A 13193-nucleotide genomic window follows, 5' to 3' on the forward strand; every position below is an offset into this window, starting at 1 on the left:
CCGCCATGACGACCTCCTCGACAAAGACCCTTCGCGTGCTCGGCTTCATGACCGGCACCTCGCTCGACGCCGTGGACATGGCGGTGATCGAAACCGACGGCGAAAACATCATCAGCTTCGGCCCGGCGGGCGAAATGAAGCTGGACGCCGAAACCCGCGCCATCGTCGAGGACGCCATCGAGGACGCCCTGGACTGGGAGCGTGATGAGGAAGAGCCCGACAGCTTCGAGGACGCCCGCATGGCGGTGGCCGACGCCCATCTGGCGGCGGCGCTCAGCTTCATGGCGGTCAACGGCGTGAAGTCCAGCGCATTGGATCTGGTCGGGGTGCATGGCCAGACGGTGCTGCACGAGGCGCCGACGCCGGAACTGCCGGGCCGCACGGTGCAGTTGATCGACGCTCTGAGCGTGGCCGAGGGCCTGGGCGTGCGCACGGCCTATGATTTCCGTAGCGCCGACGTGGCGGCGGGCGGGCAGGGGGCGCCGCTTGCCCCGGTCTATCACGCGGCCCTGGTGAAGAAGGCGGGCCTGAGCGGGCCGGTCGCCGTGCTGAACCTGGGCGGGGTGGGAAACATCACCTTGATCCGCGCCGACGGTGGGCTGGAGGCCTTCGACACCGGCCCGGCCAACGGCATGGTCGACCTGCTGGTTCAGTCGCGCGGCAAGAAGCGCATGGACGAAGGTGGTCGTCTGGCGGCGGCGGGGACGGTCGATCAGGCGGTGCTGGCTGGCTATCTGGCCCATCCCTATTTCGCCGCGACGGGGCCGAAGTCGCTGGACCGGTTCGATTTCTCGCTGGACCCGGTGGCGGGCCTGTCGCTGGAAGACGCGGCGGCGACGTTGACGGCCTTTGCCGCCGAGGCGGCGGCCCTGGGCGTGGCGCGTTGCTCGGAGAAGCCGACCAAGGTCGTGGCCTGCGGCGGCGGACGGCATAATCCGGTCCTGTTGGCGGCGATCCGCGAGCGCGCGGGCGTGCCGGTGACGACGGCCGAGGGCGAGGGGTGGCGCGGCGATAGCATCGAGGCCGAGGCCTTCGCCTTCCTGGCGGCGCGCTGCCTGCTGGGCCTGCCGATCAGCTTCCCCGGCACGACGGGCGTGCCCGAGCCCATGACGGGCGGGCGTATCGTGGAGCCCGGCGAACAGTGAGCCTGAAGCAGTCCCAGCGCTTCTGGGGCGTCGCCAGCGGCATGGCGGCGGGCGCCCTGTGGGGGCTGGTCTTCCTGGCGCCCAAGGTCGCGCCCGAGGCCTCGCCGATGATGCTGACGGCGGGGCGCTACCTTGCCTATGGTTTGATAGCGGCCCTGTTGATCGCACCGCGCTGGCGGCGGGTGACGGCGGCGCTGGACTGGAAGGCGTGGCGGGCCTTGGCCTGGCTGAGCCTGGCCGGGAACATCGTCTATTTCGTCTTTCTGGTGGCCAGCGTCCATTTTGCGGGCGTCGGGGCCTCGGCCCTGATCGTTGGCATGGTGCCGGTCGTGGTCGCCCTGTGGGGGCTGAAGGACAAGGACTCGCCGCCGCTGACGCGCGTGGCGCCGCCGATCCTCGTGGCGGCCCTGGCGGTCGGCCTGATCGGTTGGGAATCCCTGAGCCAGACCTGCAATGCGGGTCATGACAGGGTTCAGACCCTGATTGGTCTGGCCTGCGCCCTGGCGGCCCTGCTGTCATGGTCGGCTTTTGCGGTGGGCAACAGCCGCTGGATGGGGCGGCTGCCCGATGTGTCGCCGCATGACTGGTCGCTGCTGACGGGCGTCGTGACGGGCGGGTTCGCCCTGCTGCTGGCGGTCCCGGCGGTCCTGACCCTGGGCGTCTGGTCTGGCGAGGCCTGGGTGCGGTTCCTGGGTGTCAGCATTGGCGTGGCCGTCTTCGCCTCCATCATCGGCAACGCCTTCTGGAACCAGGCCAGCCGTCTGCTGCCCCTGACCATGCTAGGCCAGATGATCGTGTCCGAGACCCTGTTCGCCTTCCTCTACGGCTTCCTGTGGGAAGGCCGAGGGCCGACCGTGATCGAGATCGCGGCCATGATCCTGATGGTCGTCAGCGTCGTCTGGTGCGTGCGCGCCCACCGCCCGGCGGCGCTCGCGGCGGCAGAGGGCGAGCACTAGTCGAACGACGTAATTCTGCCTGAAATCTACAGCTTCAATCCCGAAAGGGAGGGGCTGATGATAGCTTTCGTATTTGTGCTGGCCTTGGTTCAGGTCGGGCTAGCAGCCCCATCTACCGTGCTTGATGCCGAAGCACGTGCCAAGATCGCGCCTGTCTTGGCGGTCCTGGCAGACGAACAAAAACGTCAGGCTGAAGCCCCGCCGCCAGCTGACGATACCGAGCGCTTCCTGCGGATGTATCGGTTGGATCAGATCGGCCGCGAGGCCATGCAAGACGTGGATCTGAGCGACCTGCCTTTGGATCAGGCAAAGGCGGCTGAGGGCGCCATGTGGGCGGCGCAAAGTGCTGTCGATGACGCCAATCTGGACGCGTTGCTGAAGATGCTGCCCCCCGAGGGGTGGTTCTATAAAAGCCGATATGGCGAAGGGCCGTCGCAGACCGCCTTTCTCATCATTCAACACTCTGACCTTGAGCAATGGCGTCGCTTCGTGCCGGTTCTTGAGCCGCTAGTTGCGACGGGTGAAGTTGATGGGCAGCAGTTCGGCCTGATGTACGACCGTCTGGCCATCAACGAGCAGCGTCCGCAGCGCTACGGCACGCAGATGGCGTGCAAGGACGGTCGCTGGGCCATTGATCGTGAAAACCTTGAGGACCCCGTTAACGCCGACAAGCGGCGAGCCGAAATGGGGTTCCGCCAGACGCTGGCGGAGTATGAAACCAACTTCGCGCACTATCCGCCCTGTAGCCCCTGAGGACAGCGTTCTGAACGTCCCGGTCAGTTTCGCGTTCTAGGCACAGCGGACCGGGCCCCTCTGGCGATCTTGGTCGTGATGTCGGGCCGCGCCGGTCGTCCGTTCGGACGTCGGCGGCTGATGCGGTCCAGAGGTCCCGATGGAGTTCCTGACAGTCGAGTGGATGGGCAAGCCCGCATGGATGTGGGCGGCCTTTCTGGTGATCGTGGTTGCCTTGCTGGCCTTTGATCTGGGCGTCCTGCATCGCAAGGCGCACGAGATCGGGGTGCGCGAAAGCCTGCTGCTTTCAGCCTTCTATATTGCGGTCGCCCTGTTGTTCGGGATCTGGGTCTGGGTGCGGCTGGGGGCGGACAGCGGGCTGGACTACCTGACCGGCTTCGCCATCGAGAAGAGCCTGGCGATGGACAATGTCTTCGTCATCGCCATGATTTTCAGCGCCTTTGGCATTCCGCGCCTGCATCAGCACCGCGTGCTGTTCTGGGGCGTGCTGGGCGTCATCGTGCTGAGGGCGGTGATGATCGCGGCGGGAGCGGCCCTGGTCAGCCGGTATGAGTGGGCGCTCTATGTCTTTGCGGTCTTTCTGATCTTCACCGGGGGCCGGATGATCGCGACCAGTCCCAAGGAAGACGCCACAACGGGGCGCGGCCTGATGAACTGGCTGATCCGGCGGGTGCCGGTGACGGAGCAACTGCACGGCGCGCGGTTCTTCGTGCGCGAGGAGGATGCGGCGGGACGATGGGACTGGCGGGCCACGCCGCTGTTCCTGGCCTTGGTGACGATCGAGTTCGCCGACGTGATCTTTGCGGTGGATTCGGTGCCGGCGATCTTTGCGATCACGACGGACCCCTACATCGTTTACACGTCCAACATCTTCGCCATTCTGGGCTTGAGGGCGCTGTATTTCGCCCTGGCGGCGGTGATCCACCGCTTCGCCTATCTGAAGCAGGCGCTGGCGATTCTGCTGGTCTTTATCGGGGGGAAGGTCATCGCCGCGCCGCTGATGGGGCTGGAGAAGTTTCCGCCGGCGATCTCGCTCGGCGTGACGGCCGCCATCCTGGCCGCGGGCATTTTGTGGTCGATGTGGAAGACCCGGGCCGAAACCCGGGTCGACACATGAGGCCCGATCAGGCCGGCTTTTCTTCCAGACGCTTGTCCAGATAGGCGCCGACGCGACGCTCGACAGCACCGATGTGGTCCTGCCAGAAGTGGCTGGCGCCCTCTTCCAGTTCGTAGTCGATGACGATGCCTTTTTGCGTGCGCAGCTTGTTGACCACGCGCTCGACCTCGACCGGCGGCACGACGGTGTCGGCGGTGCCGTGCAGGAACAGACCCGAGGCCGGGCAGGGCGCCAGGAAACTGAAGTCGTACATGTTCGACGGCGGCGACACCGAGATGAAGCCGTCCGTTTCCGGGCGACGCATCAGCAGTTGCATGCCGATGTAGGCGCCGAACTGATAGCCGGCGACCCAGGTCTGGGTGGCGGCGGGGTTGTTGGCCTGCAGCCAGTCCAGGGCCGTGGCCGCGTCGGCCAGTTCGCCGATGCCGCTGTCGAACTCGCCCTGCGACTTGCCGACGCCGCGCGAGTTGTAGCGCAGGGTGGCGAAGCCGCGCTGGACGAACAGCTGGTGCAGCGTCACCGCCACCGGGTTGTTCATGTGCCCGCCCGCCTTGGGGTGCGGGTGCAGGATCAGGGCGATCGGCGCATTGGGGCGCTTGCCGGGCGAATAGCGGCCTTCGATGCGGCCCGAGGCGCCGGGAAGAATGACTTCAGGCATGGATCAGCGGAATCCTGTCTTCAACTGTCGTTTCGCGGGCGGACAATACTTGACCAACGCAGTAGGACTTTCTAAGTCCGCTCAGCGTGGCGCACTTGTCTGCGAGGGCGCGGGTTCTAACACATGAGCCCCGAAAAGCGTGAAATTTTTGAGGGCTTTCTATGCGCCTGTCGACAAAGGGACGATACGCCGTGATGGCGATGGCCGATCTGGCGCGCAACGGCGCGGACCGGGCGGTGTCGCTGGCCGAGATCGCGACGCGCCAGGAAATCTCTCTCAGCTATCTGGAGCAGCTGTTTGCGCGTCTGCGTAAAAGCGGTCTGGTCAAGAGCGTGCGCGGCCCCGGCGGCGGCTATCGACTGGCGCGAGAGGCCTGTGAGACCGCCGTGGCCGAGATCGTTCTGGCGGTCGATGAGCCGATCCGCGCCACCCGCTGCGTCGGCGCCGGCTCGCCCAAGGGCTGCATGATCAAGGGCGAACGCTGCATCACCCACCACCTGTGGGAAGACCTGGGGCAAGAGATTCATCGCTATCTCGCCAGCGTCAGTCTGGAGGACGTGATCCAGAACCGCACCGGTCAGGCGCGCATGGGCGCAGCGCCGGCCGTCGCAGGCATGGAGGCGGCAGCATGAGCATCTATCTGGATTACAACGCCTCGGGTCTGGTGCGGCCCGAAGTTCAGGAAATCATGGCCAAGGCCCTGGCTGACAACGGCAACCCGTCGGCGGTTCACGCGGCCGGGCGTCGGGCGCGGGCGCGGGTCGAGACGGCGCGGGCCCAGGTGGCCGAGCTGGTCGGGGCTGATCCGACTGCCGTTGTCTTTTCCTCGGGCGGCACCGAATCCAACGCCCAGGCTGTCGTCAGCGCCCTGGCGGCGGGCTGCGAGCGGTTGATCGTCGGGGCGACGGAGCATCCTTGCGTGGCCGAGGCGGCCGCCGTCAGCGGCGTTCCGGTCGAGGTGCTGCCGGTTGACGTGAACGGCGTGGTCGATCTGGTCTGGCTGGCCGAGGCGCTGAAGCGTCCGGGCCGGGCCGTGGTCGCCATCCATCATGCAAACAATGAAAGCGGCGTGATCCAACCCATCGCCGAGGCGGCGGCTTTGGTCCGCGCGGCGGGCGGCTGGCTGCACGTCGACGCCATCCAGTCGGCGGGCAAGGTCGCGGTCGATATGCGGGCGCTGGACGCGGACAGCCTGACGCTGTCGGCGCATAAGCTGGGCGGACCGCAGGGCGTGGGCGCTCTGGTGCTCAAGGAAGGCGTCGCCGCCGTGCGCATCCTGCATGGCGCGGGTCAGGAGCGCGGCCTGCGCGCCGGGACCGAGAACGTGCCGGGCATCACCGGTTTCGGCGCCGCGGCCGATTGCGCGGCGCGCGATCTGGACGAGGCCGTGGCTCATGTCGTCTGGCGCGACGCGGCGGAAGCCAAGGTCAAGGCGGCGGGTGCGACCATCATCGGTGGCGCCGTCGAGCGCCTGCCCAACACCCTGTTCATGGCGGTCGAGGGCTGGGACAGCCCGCAGCAGTTGATCACCCTGGATCTGGTCGGCGTCATGGTTTCGGCCGGCTCGGCCTGTTCGTCGGGCAAGGTCAAGCCGTCCAAGGCGATCAGCGCCATGGGTCTGGATCATCTGGCGACCGGAGGCGTGCGCGTCTCTGGCGGCTGGGGCACGACGCAGGGGGACTGGGATCGGTTCGCCGAGGCCTGGGTCTCCGCCTGGAACAAGCATCAAGCGCGCCTGTCTGAGCGCGTGAAGGAAGTCGCGTAAGTCATGGCTGCTGTTAAGGAAACTGTCGAAGCTGTCGCCGCGCTGGAGAAGTACGAGCATGGCTTCACCTCGGACATCGAAACGGAATATGCGCCGCGCGGCCTGAACGCCGACATCATCCGCTTCATCTCCGAGAAGAAGGGCGAGCCGGAATGGATGCTGGAATGGCGTCTGGCCGCCTATGAGCGCTGGCTGGCGATGGAAGAGCCGACCTGGGCGGCGGTGAAGTATGAGCCGGTCGACTATCAGTCGCTGTTCTACTACGCCGCGCCGAAGCAGAAGGAGGGGCCGAAGTCGCTGGACGAGGTCGATCCCGAGATTCTGGAAATCTACAAGAAGCTGGGCATCCCGCTGAAGGAGCAGGAAGTGCTGGCGGGGGTTCAGGGCGCACCCAAGGTGGCCGTGGACGCCGTGTTCGACAGCGTCTCGGTCGTGACCACCTTCAAGGAGGAGCTGTCCAAGGTGGGTGTGATTTTCATGCCGATTTCCGAGGCCTTACGCGAATATCCTGATCTGGTGCGACAATATCTGGGATCGGTCGTGCCGGTGTCGGACAACTATTTCGCGGCGCTGAACAGCGCGGTCTTTTCGGACGGGTCGTTCGTCTACATCCCGCCGGGCGTGAAGTGCCCGATGGAGCTGTCGACCTATTTCCGCATCAACGCCAGCCAGACCGGCCAGTTCGAGCGGACCCTGATCATCGCCGACAAGGGCAGCTACTGCTCCTATCTGGAAGGCTGCACCGCGCCGATGCGCGACGAGAACCAGCTGCACGCGGCGGTCGTGGAGATCGTGGCCCTGGACGACGCCGAGGTGAAATACTCGACGGTTCAGAACTGGTATCCGGGCGACGCTGAGGGCAAGGGCGGCATCTACAACTTCGTCACCAAGCGCGCCGACTGCCGCGGCGACCGCTCAAAGGTCAGCTGGACCCAGGTCGAGACCGGCTCGGCCGTCACCTGGAAATACCCGTCCTGCATCCTGAAGGGCGAGGAAAGCTCGGGCGAGTTCTACTCCATCGCCATCACCAACGGGCATCAGCAGGCCGACACCGGCACCAAGATGATCCATCTGGGCAAGAACTCGAAGTCACGGATCATCGCCAAGGCCGTGTCGGCGGGCAAGTCGGACTCGACCTATCGCGGTCTGGTTTCGGTACACCCCAAGGCGACGGGCGTGCGCAACTTCACCCAGTGCGACAGCCTGCTGATCGGTAAGGAGTGCGGCTCGCACACCATCCCCTACATCGAGGCCCGCAACGGCTCGGCCCAGCTGGAGCACGAGGCGACGACGACCCGCCTGTCGGAAGATCAACTCTTCTACGCCCAGCAGCGCGGCCTGTCGGAAGAGGAGGCGGTGGCCCTGCTGGTCAACGGCTTCGTCCGCGACGTGATGCAGAAGCTGCCGATGGAGTTCGCCGTCGAGGCGCAAAAACTAGTGGCGATCAGCCTTGAAGGCTCGGTCGGGTAAAGAAGAACAATGCTGAAGATCAACAACCTCCACGTCTCGGTCGCTGACAAGCCGATCCTCAAGGGCCTGACGCTCGAAGTGCCGGCGGGCGAAGTCCATGCCGTCATGGGGCCGAACGGGGCCGGCAAGTCGACGCTGGGCTACAGCCTGTCGGGCCGTCCCGGCTATGAGGTCACGGACGGTTCCGCCTCGTGGAACGGTCAGGACCTGCTGGGTCTGGACCCAGCCGAGCGCGCGGCGGCGGGCGTCTTCCTGTCGTTCCAGTATCCGATGGAGATCCCCGGCGTGCCGGCCATGACCTTCATCCGCACGGCGCTGAACGCCCAGAAGCGGGCGCGCGGCGAGGAGGAAGTCTCGGCCCCCGCCTTCCTGAAGCAGGTCAAGGCGGCGTCGCAGGCGCTGAAGATGGACTTCGATATGCTGAAGCGGCCCCTGAATGTCGGCTTCTCCGGCGGTGAGAAGAAACGGATGGAGATCCTGCAGATGGCCCTTTTGGAGCCGTCGCTGCTGATCCTGGACGAGACGGACTCGGGTCTGGACATCGACGCCCTGCGCATCGTGTCGGAGGGGGTGAACGCCCTGCGTCGCGCCGACCGCTCCATGCTGGTCATCACCCACTATCAGCGCCTGCTGGACTACATCAAACCGGACAAGGTGCACGTCCTGGCCGCCGGCCGCATCGTCGCCTCGGGCGGTCCTGAACTGGCGCTGGAGCTGGAGGCGGAAGGATACGACAAGTTCCTGCCGACCGCCGCGTGAGCGCCGTCCAGATCGACCTGACGAACGCCGAGACCTTCCCGTCGCGGCGCACGGAAGCGTGGAAATACAGCGACCTGAAGCGCTGGCTTCGTGAAGCGCCTGAGCCATCCGGCACGGCGCTGGTCGGGGCTCCGGGGCCGTTCTACGACCTGGGTGGCGAGGCGATCGTCTTCGCCAACGGCCGCCCGGTCGGGGTGACCGACTTCATCGCCTCGGGCGTGCAGACCTTGCGTCTTCGCTTCCTGTCCGACGCGGTAGGCACAGGCCACACGGCCTCGGCGCGCATCGTTGCGCGGCCCGGCGCGCGGCTGCTGCTGCTGGAGACCCATCAGGGCAAGGGTTCGGCCTATGTCGCCCACAACAAGGTCGAGATTGATGTCGCGCGCGAAGCCGAGGTCACGCGCATCGTCCTGATCGAGGAGCCCGAGGACGCCATTTCGGTGACCAACGCCGAGGTGCGGCTGGAGGCTGGCGGTCGCTATCGCCAGACTATCGTGACGACCGGCGCCAAGCTGCAACGCATCGAGACGCAGTTGAGCCACGGGGCCGAGGGCGCCGATGCGCGTCTGGACGGCCTCTATCTGCTGAAGGGTTCGCGTCACGCCGACCTGACCACTGTGGTCGATCACCTGGCCGCCGACGGCACGACCAGCCAACTGACCAAGGGCGTGGTTCACGACACGGCGCGCGGCGTGTTTCAGGGCAAGATCGTCGTCGAGCGCGGGGCGGACGGCACCGACGCTCGCATGGCCCACAACGCCCTGATCGCGTCTGAGCGCGGCGAGATCGACGCCAAGCCCGAACTGATCATCTATGCCGACGACGTGCAGTGCGCGCACGGCAATACGGTGGGGACGCTGGATGAAAGCGCGCTCTTCTATATGCAGCAGCGCGGCATTCCCGCCGACGAGGCCCGCGCCCTGCTGGTCCAGGCCTTCCTGTTCGAGGTCATCGACCGCATCGAGGACGAGGCGGCCAGGGAGGTTGTGCGCGCATGGCTGACGGCCAGACTCTGAAAGGCGTGCCTGTGAACCGCTTTGACCCCTACGCCGCGCGGGCGCAGTTCCCGATCCTGTCGCGACAGATGAACGGCAAGCCTCTGGTCTATCTGGACAATGCCGCCTCGGCGCAGAAACCGCGTGCGGTGATCGACGCCCTGACAGCGTCGATGGAGGGCAGCTACGCCAACGTCCACCGCGGCCTGCACACCCTGTCGAACGAGGCGACCGAGGCGTTCGAGGCGGCGCGCGAGATCGTCGCCCGCTTCCTGAACGCCCCCTCGGGCGAGAACATCGTCTGGACCAAGGGCGGGACCGAGGCGATCAATCTGGTCGCCAACGGCGTGGGCCTGAGCATTGAACCCGGCGATGAGATCATCGTCAGCGAGATGGAGCATCACTCCAACATCGTGCCCTGGCACTTGCTGCGTGAGCGCAAGGGCGCGGTGCTGAAATGGGCGCCGATCAAGGACGACGGCTCGCTGGATATGGCGGCCTACGCCGAACTGCTGGGGCCGAGGACCAAGGTCGTCGCGGTCACCCACATGTCGAACGTGCTGGGCACCATCAACCCGATCGCCGAGATCACCCGACTGGCCCACGCGGCCGGCGCACGGGTCCTGGTCGACGGCTGTCAGGGCGCGGTTCACGCCACGCCGGACGTTCAGGCGGTCGGCTGCGACTGGTATGTGATCACCGGCCACAAGCTGTATGGCCCGACCGGCGTCGGCGCCCTGTACGGCACGACCGAGGCTCTGGAGAGCCTGCCGCCCTATCAGGGCGGGGGCGAGATGATCGAGACGGTCGAGAAGGACCGCGTGACCTACGCCAAGCCGCCGCATCGTTTCGAGGCCGGCACGCCCCCGATTCTTGAGGCCATTGGTCTGGGCGCGGCGTTGGAATGGCTGTCGGGCTTTGACCGTCAGGCCGTGGCCGCGCACGAGATGGCGCTCTATGACCACGCCCGCGCGCGGCTGGTCGACGCGGATTGGCTGCGGGTCCTGGGCGAAGCCGAAGGCAAGGGCGCGCTGCTGACCTTTGCTGTCGAGGGCGCGCACGCTCATGACGTGGCGCAGATCATGGACCGTTACGGCGTCGCCGTGCGGGCCGGTCTGCACTGCGCCGAACCGCTGGCGAAAAGACTGGGCGTGACCTCGAGCACGCGCGCCTCCTTCGCCCTATATAACACCGTGGAGGATACAGACGCCTTCGTGGATGCGCTGATCAAGGCGCGGAACTTCTTCGTGTGACGAGTATGGACGACGCCAAGACCGAAACCGCCATCAGCGACAGCGACGCCTTTGCCGCCAGCTGGGACGAGCCGCAGAAGAGCGCCCTGTCTCAGGGCGAACTCGACAAGCTGACCGACGACCTGATCGAGGCGCTGAAGACCGTCTATGACCCGGAAATCCCGGTCGACATCTATGAGCTGGGCCTGATCTACAAGGTCGACGTGTCCGACGACCGCGACGTTCTGGTCGAGATGACGCTGACGGCGCCGGGCTGCCCCGTGGCCGGCGAGATGCCGGGCTGGGTCGAGGCGGCGGTGATGAAGGTCGAGGGCGTGAAGTCCGCGCGGGCCAACCTGGTGTTCGACCCGCCGTGGGATTCCTCCAAGATGAGCGATGAGGCCAAGCTGGCCCTGAACATGTTCTGAGGACGTAGCGATGACCGAGCTTCAGACCGCCGCCCGACCGCGCCGCCCCCGGCCCAAGGCCGTGACCCTGACCGACGCCGCAGCCGAGCGCGTGCGCGAGATCATGGCCAACGCGGAGAAGGACTACGTCGCCCTGCGCGTCGGGGTGAAGAACGGCGGCTGCGCCGGGCAGGAATATACCTTCGCCTATGCCGAGCAGATCGAGCCGCTGGACGAGGTGGTCGAGGATAAGGGCGTCACCATCCTGATCGAGCCCAAGGCCGTGCTGTTCCTGATCGGCAGCGAGATCGACTATGAGACGACCAAGCTGGCGTCCAAGTTCGTCTTTCGCAATCCGAACGAGACCGACGCCTGCGGCTGCGGCGAGAGCGTGACCATCATCCCCGCCGCCGCTCTGGACGCCGACTGACATGATCCGACTGGAAGGCGTGACCCGGCGCTATCGCAGCGCGGCGGGCGAGCGCACGGCGCTGGACGGCGTGGACCTGAGCATCGGGCGCGGCGAGGTGTTCGGCGTGGTCGGACGTTCCGGCGCCGGCAAGTCGACCCTGATCCGCGCCATCAACCGGCTGGAGACGCCGGACGCAGGCCGCATCTTTGTCGATGATCAGGAAATCACTGCGCTGAAGCCCGCGGAGCTGCGCGCCGCGCGGCGTCGGATCGGCATGATCTTCCAGCATTTCAATCTGCTGAACGCCAAGACCATCGAGGACAACGTCGCCTTTCCCCTGCGGCTGGAAGGACGGCCCGAGGCCGAGGTGAAGGCGCGTACGGCGCAGTTGCTGGAACAGTTGGGTCTGGCCGAACACGCCAGGAAGCATCCCGCCCAGCTATCGGGTGGTCAGAAGCAGCGCGTCGGCATCGCCCGCGCCTTGGCCTGTGGTCCCAGCGTCCTGCTGTGCGACGAGGCGACCAGCGCCCTGGACCCGGAGACGACCGAGGACATCCTGACCCTGCTGGACGGGCTGAACCGCGATCTGGGCCTGACCATCGTTCTGATCACCCACCAGATGGAGGTGGTGCGCCGCGTCTGTGATCGGGTGGCGGTGCTGAAGGACGGCAAGATCGTGGAGCAGGGCGCGACGGCCGACGTCTTCCTGCGCCCCCAGCACCCTGTGACCCGCGCCATGCTGGCCGAGGGCGAAGAAGCGTTCGACGCCTCGGTCGTGCCGGTCGGCGCGCGTCTGGCCAGGCTGACCTTCCGCGGCGCCTCGACCTATGAGCCGGAGCTGAGCCGTGTCGCACGTTCGGTCGGCGTGGACTATTCGATCCTGTCGGGGCGGATCAGCCGCATCCGGGGCGAGCCCTATGGCCAGTTGGTCGTGGCCTTCACCGGCGGCGACGCCGAGGCGGCTGTGGCGCAACTGACCGCGCGCGGCGTGAAGGTGGAGAGCGTCTGATGTTCGACAACGTCGATTGGGCCGAGATCGGTCGCGCCACCTTAGATACCCTGCTGATGCTGGGCGGGTCTCTGGTGCTGACGGTAATCCTGGGCGTGCCGCTGGGCGTGCTGCTCTATCTGTCGGGCAAGGGGCGGCTGGCGGCCAATCCGGTGCTGAACGCCGTGCTGTCGCTGATCGTCAACGTGTTGCGCTCGGTGCCCTTCATCATCCTGCTGATCGTCATGCTGCCGGTGACGGTGCTGCTGGTCGGCACGTCACTGGGCGTGGCGGGGGCCATCCCGCCGCTGGTCGTGGGCGCTGCGCCCTTCTATGCGCGCCTGGTCGAAACGGCCCTGCGCGAAGTGGACAAGGGCGTGGTCGAGGCGACCCAGGCCATGGGCGGTTCGACCTTCCAGATCGTGACGCGGGCCCTGCTGCCCGAGGCCATGCCGGGCATCATCGCCGGGGCCACGGTCACGGCCATCGCCCTGGTCAGCTACACCGCCATGGCGGTGTAGCTGACCAGGGCGATG

Annotated in this window: 14 protein-coding genes and 1 pseudogene; 14 read left to right on the plus strand and 1 reads right to left on the minus strand. The window is 66.5% G+C overall.

Features of this window, described 5'->3' with window-relative positions; translation table 11 throughout:
* The first annotated feature begins 5 nt into the window (after window positions 1-5).
* The 4 genes from CQ039_RS05290 (at window position 6) to CQ039_RS05305 (ending at window position 3971) form a co-directional block, all read left to right on the plus strand.
* Entirely contained in the window at window positions 6-1145 is a 1140-nt protein-coding gene (locus tag CQ039_RS05290; RefSeq protein ID WP_105564948.1) for an anhydro-N-acetylmuramic acid kinase, read from the plus strand.
* The gene (locus CQ039_RS05295) at window positions 1142-2101 is read left to right on the plus strand and encodes a DMT family transporter (RefSeq protein ID WP_233190335.1); all 960 of its coding nucleotides are present in this window, start codon (window positions 1142-1144) and stop codon (window positions 2099-2101) included. Before CQ039_RS05290 ends, CQ039_RS05295 begins: the two co-directional genes overlap by 4 nt.
* 57 nt (window positions 2102-2158) lie before the next feature.
* On the plus strand, window positions 2159-2854 hold the full coding sequence (locus CQ039_RS05300) for a DUF6624 domain-containing protein (protein ID WP_105564947.1): 696 nt from the start codon (window positions 2159-2161) through the stop codon (window positions 2852-2854).
* Between the two features lie 139 nt (window positions 2855-2993).
* Complete coding sequence (locus CQ039_RS05305) at window positions 2994-3971, plus strand: TerC family protein (RefSeq protein WP_105564946.1); 978 nt, start codon at window positions 2994-2996, stop codon at window positions 3969-3971.
* Window positions 3972-3978: 7 nt separating this feature from the next.
* On the opposite strand, the gene CQ039_RS05310 is transcribed toward CQ039_RS05305, so the two are convergent.
* Window positions 3979-4629 carry an alpha/beta hydrolase gene (locus CQ039_RS05310; RefSeq protein ID WP_105564945.1) on the minus strand — a complete coding sequence of 217 codons (651 nt, stop codon included), beginning with the start codon at window positions 4627-4629 and terminating at the stop codon, window positions 3979-3981.
* Between the two features lie 161 nt (window positions 4630-4790).
* Between CQ039_RS05310 and CQ039_RS05315 the strand changes: the two genes are divergently transcribed.
* From CQ039_RS05315 to CQ039_RS05360, 10 genes and pseudogenes are all read left to right on the plus strand, one after another.
* Window positions 4791-5261 (plus strand): Rrf2 family transcriptional regulator, encoded by a 471-nt coding sequence (locus tag CQ039_RS05315; RefSeq protein ID WP_105564944.1) that lies wholly within the window; start codon window positions 4791-4793, stop codon window positions 5259-5261.
* On the plus strand, window positions 5258-6394 hold the full coding sequence (locus tag CQ039_RS05320; protein WP_105564943.1) for a cysteine desulfurase family protein: 1137 nt from the start codon (window positions 5258-5260) through the stop codon (window positions 6392-6394). The genes CQ039_RS05315 and CQ039_RS05320 overlap by 4 nt, the downstream gene beginning before the upstream one ends.
* Window positions 6395-6397: 3 nt before the next feature.
* Window positions 6398-7864, plus strand: coding sequence for a Fe-S cluster assembly protein SufB (sufB, locus tag CQ039_RS05325; RefSeq protein ID WP_105564942.1), 1467 nt, complete (start codon window positions 6398-6400; stop codon window positions 7862-7864).
* Window positions 7865-7873: 9 nt separating this feature from the next.
* Entirely contained in the window at window positions 7874-8623 is a 750-nt protein-coding gene (sufC, locus tag CQ039_RS05330; protein ID WP_105564941.1) for a Fe-S cluster assembly ATPase SufC, read from the plus strand.
* Window positions 8620-9639, plus strand: a complete 1020-nt coding sequence (sufD, locus tag CQ039_RS05335) for a Fe-S cluster assembly protein SufD (RefSeq protein ID WP_105564940.1) — start codon at window positions 8620-8622, stop codon at window positions 9637-9639. The genes sufC and sufD overlap by 4 nt, the downstream gene beginning before the upstream one ends.
* Window positions 9618-10871 (plus strand): aminotransferase class V-fold PLP-dependent enzyme, encoded by a 1254-nt coding sequence (locus tag CQ039_RS05340; RefSeq protein ID WP_105564939.1) that lies wholly within the window; start codon window positions 9618-9620, stop codon window positions 10869-10871. The genes sufD and CQ039_RS05340 overlap by 22 nt, the downstream gene beginning before the upstream one ends.
* A gap of 5 nt (window positions 10872-10876) precedes the next feature.
* Window positions 10877-11278: an SUF system Fe-S cluster assembly protein gene (locus tag CQ039_RS05345; protein WP_105564938.1), complete on the plus strand. Its 402-nt coding sequence runs from the start codon at window positions 10877-10879 to the stop codon at window positions 11276-11278.
* Window positions 11279-11288: 10 nt separating this feature from the next.
* On the plus strand, window positions 11289-11687 hold the full coding sequence (locus CQ039_RS05350) for an iron-sulfur cluster assembly accessory protein (RefSeq protein ID WP_105564937.1): 399 nt from the start codon (window positions 11289-11291) through the stop codon (window positions 11685-11687).
* Window position 11688: 1 nt separating this feature from the next.
* Entirely contained in the window at window positions 11689-12678 is a 990-nt protein-coding gene (locus tag CQ039_RS05355; protein ID WP_105564936.1) for a methionine ABC transporter ATP-binding protein, read from the plus strand.
* Window positions 12678-13172 (plus strand): annotated as a pseudogene (locus tag CQ039_RS05360) (methionine ABC transporter permease); the annotation flags it as partial. The gene CQ039_RS05355 and the pseudogene CQ039_RS05360, both read left to right, overlap by 1 nt.
* Window positions 13173-13193 lie beyond the last annotated feature (21 nt).

Source organism: Brevundimonas sp. MYb52 (genome assembly GCF_002979535.1).
Lineage (GTDB): Bacteria > Pseudomonadota > Alphaproteobacteria > Caulobacterales > Caulobacteraceae > Brevundimonas.

Bases quoted from the DNA above. Each gene is read 5' to 3' on its own strand.
- CQ039_RS05290 (WP_105564948.1), top strand. From the start codon at position 6: ATGACGACCTCCTCGACAAAGACCCTTCGCGTGCTCGGCTTCATGACC.
- CQ039_RS05300 (WP_105564947.1), top strand. From the start codon at position 2,159: ATGATAGCTTTCGTATTTGTGCTGGCCTTGGTTCAGGTCGGGCTAGCA.
- CQ039_RS05305 (WP_105564946.1), top strand. From the start codon at position 2,994: ATGGAGTTCCTGACAGTCGAGTGGATGGGCAAGCCCGCATGGATGTGG.
- CQ039_RS05310 (WP_105564945.1), bottom strand. From the start codon at position 4,629: ATGCCTGAAGTCATTCTTCCCGGCGCCTCGGGCCGCATCGAAGGCCGC.
- CQ039_RS05315 (WP_105564944.1), top strand. From the start codon at position 4,791: ATGCGCCTGTCGACAAAGGGACGATACGCCGTGATGGCGATGGCCGAT.
- CQ039_RS05320 (WP_105564943.1), top strand. From the start codon at position 5,258: ATGAGCATCTATCTGGATTACAACGCCTCGGGTCTGGTGCGGCCCGAA.
- sufB (WP_105564942.1), top strand. From the start codon at position 6,398: ATGGCTGCTGTTAAGGAAACTGTCGAAGCTGTCGCCGCGCTGGAGAAG.
- sufC (WP_105564941.1), top strand. From the start codon at position 7,874: ATGCTGAAGATCAACAACCTCCACGTCTCGGTCGCTGACAAGCCGATC.
- CQ039_RS05340 (WP_105564939.1), top strand. From the start codon at position 9,618: ATGGCTGACGGCCAGACTCTGAAAGGCGTGCCTGTGAACCGCTTTGAC.
- CQ039_RS05345 (WP_105564938.1), top strand. From the start codon at position 10,877: ATGGACGACGCCAAGACCGAAACCGCCATCAGCGACAGCGACGCCTTT.
- CQ039_RS05350 (WP_105564937.1), top strand. From the start codon at position 11,289: ATGACCGAGCTTCAGACCGCCGCCCGACCGCGCCGCCCCCGGCCCAAG.
- CQ039_RS05355 (WP_105564936.1), top strand. From the start codon at position 11,689: ATGATCCGACTGGAAGGCGTGACCCGGCGCTATCGCAGCGCGGCGGGC.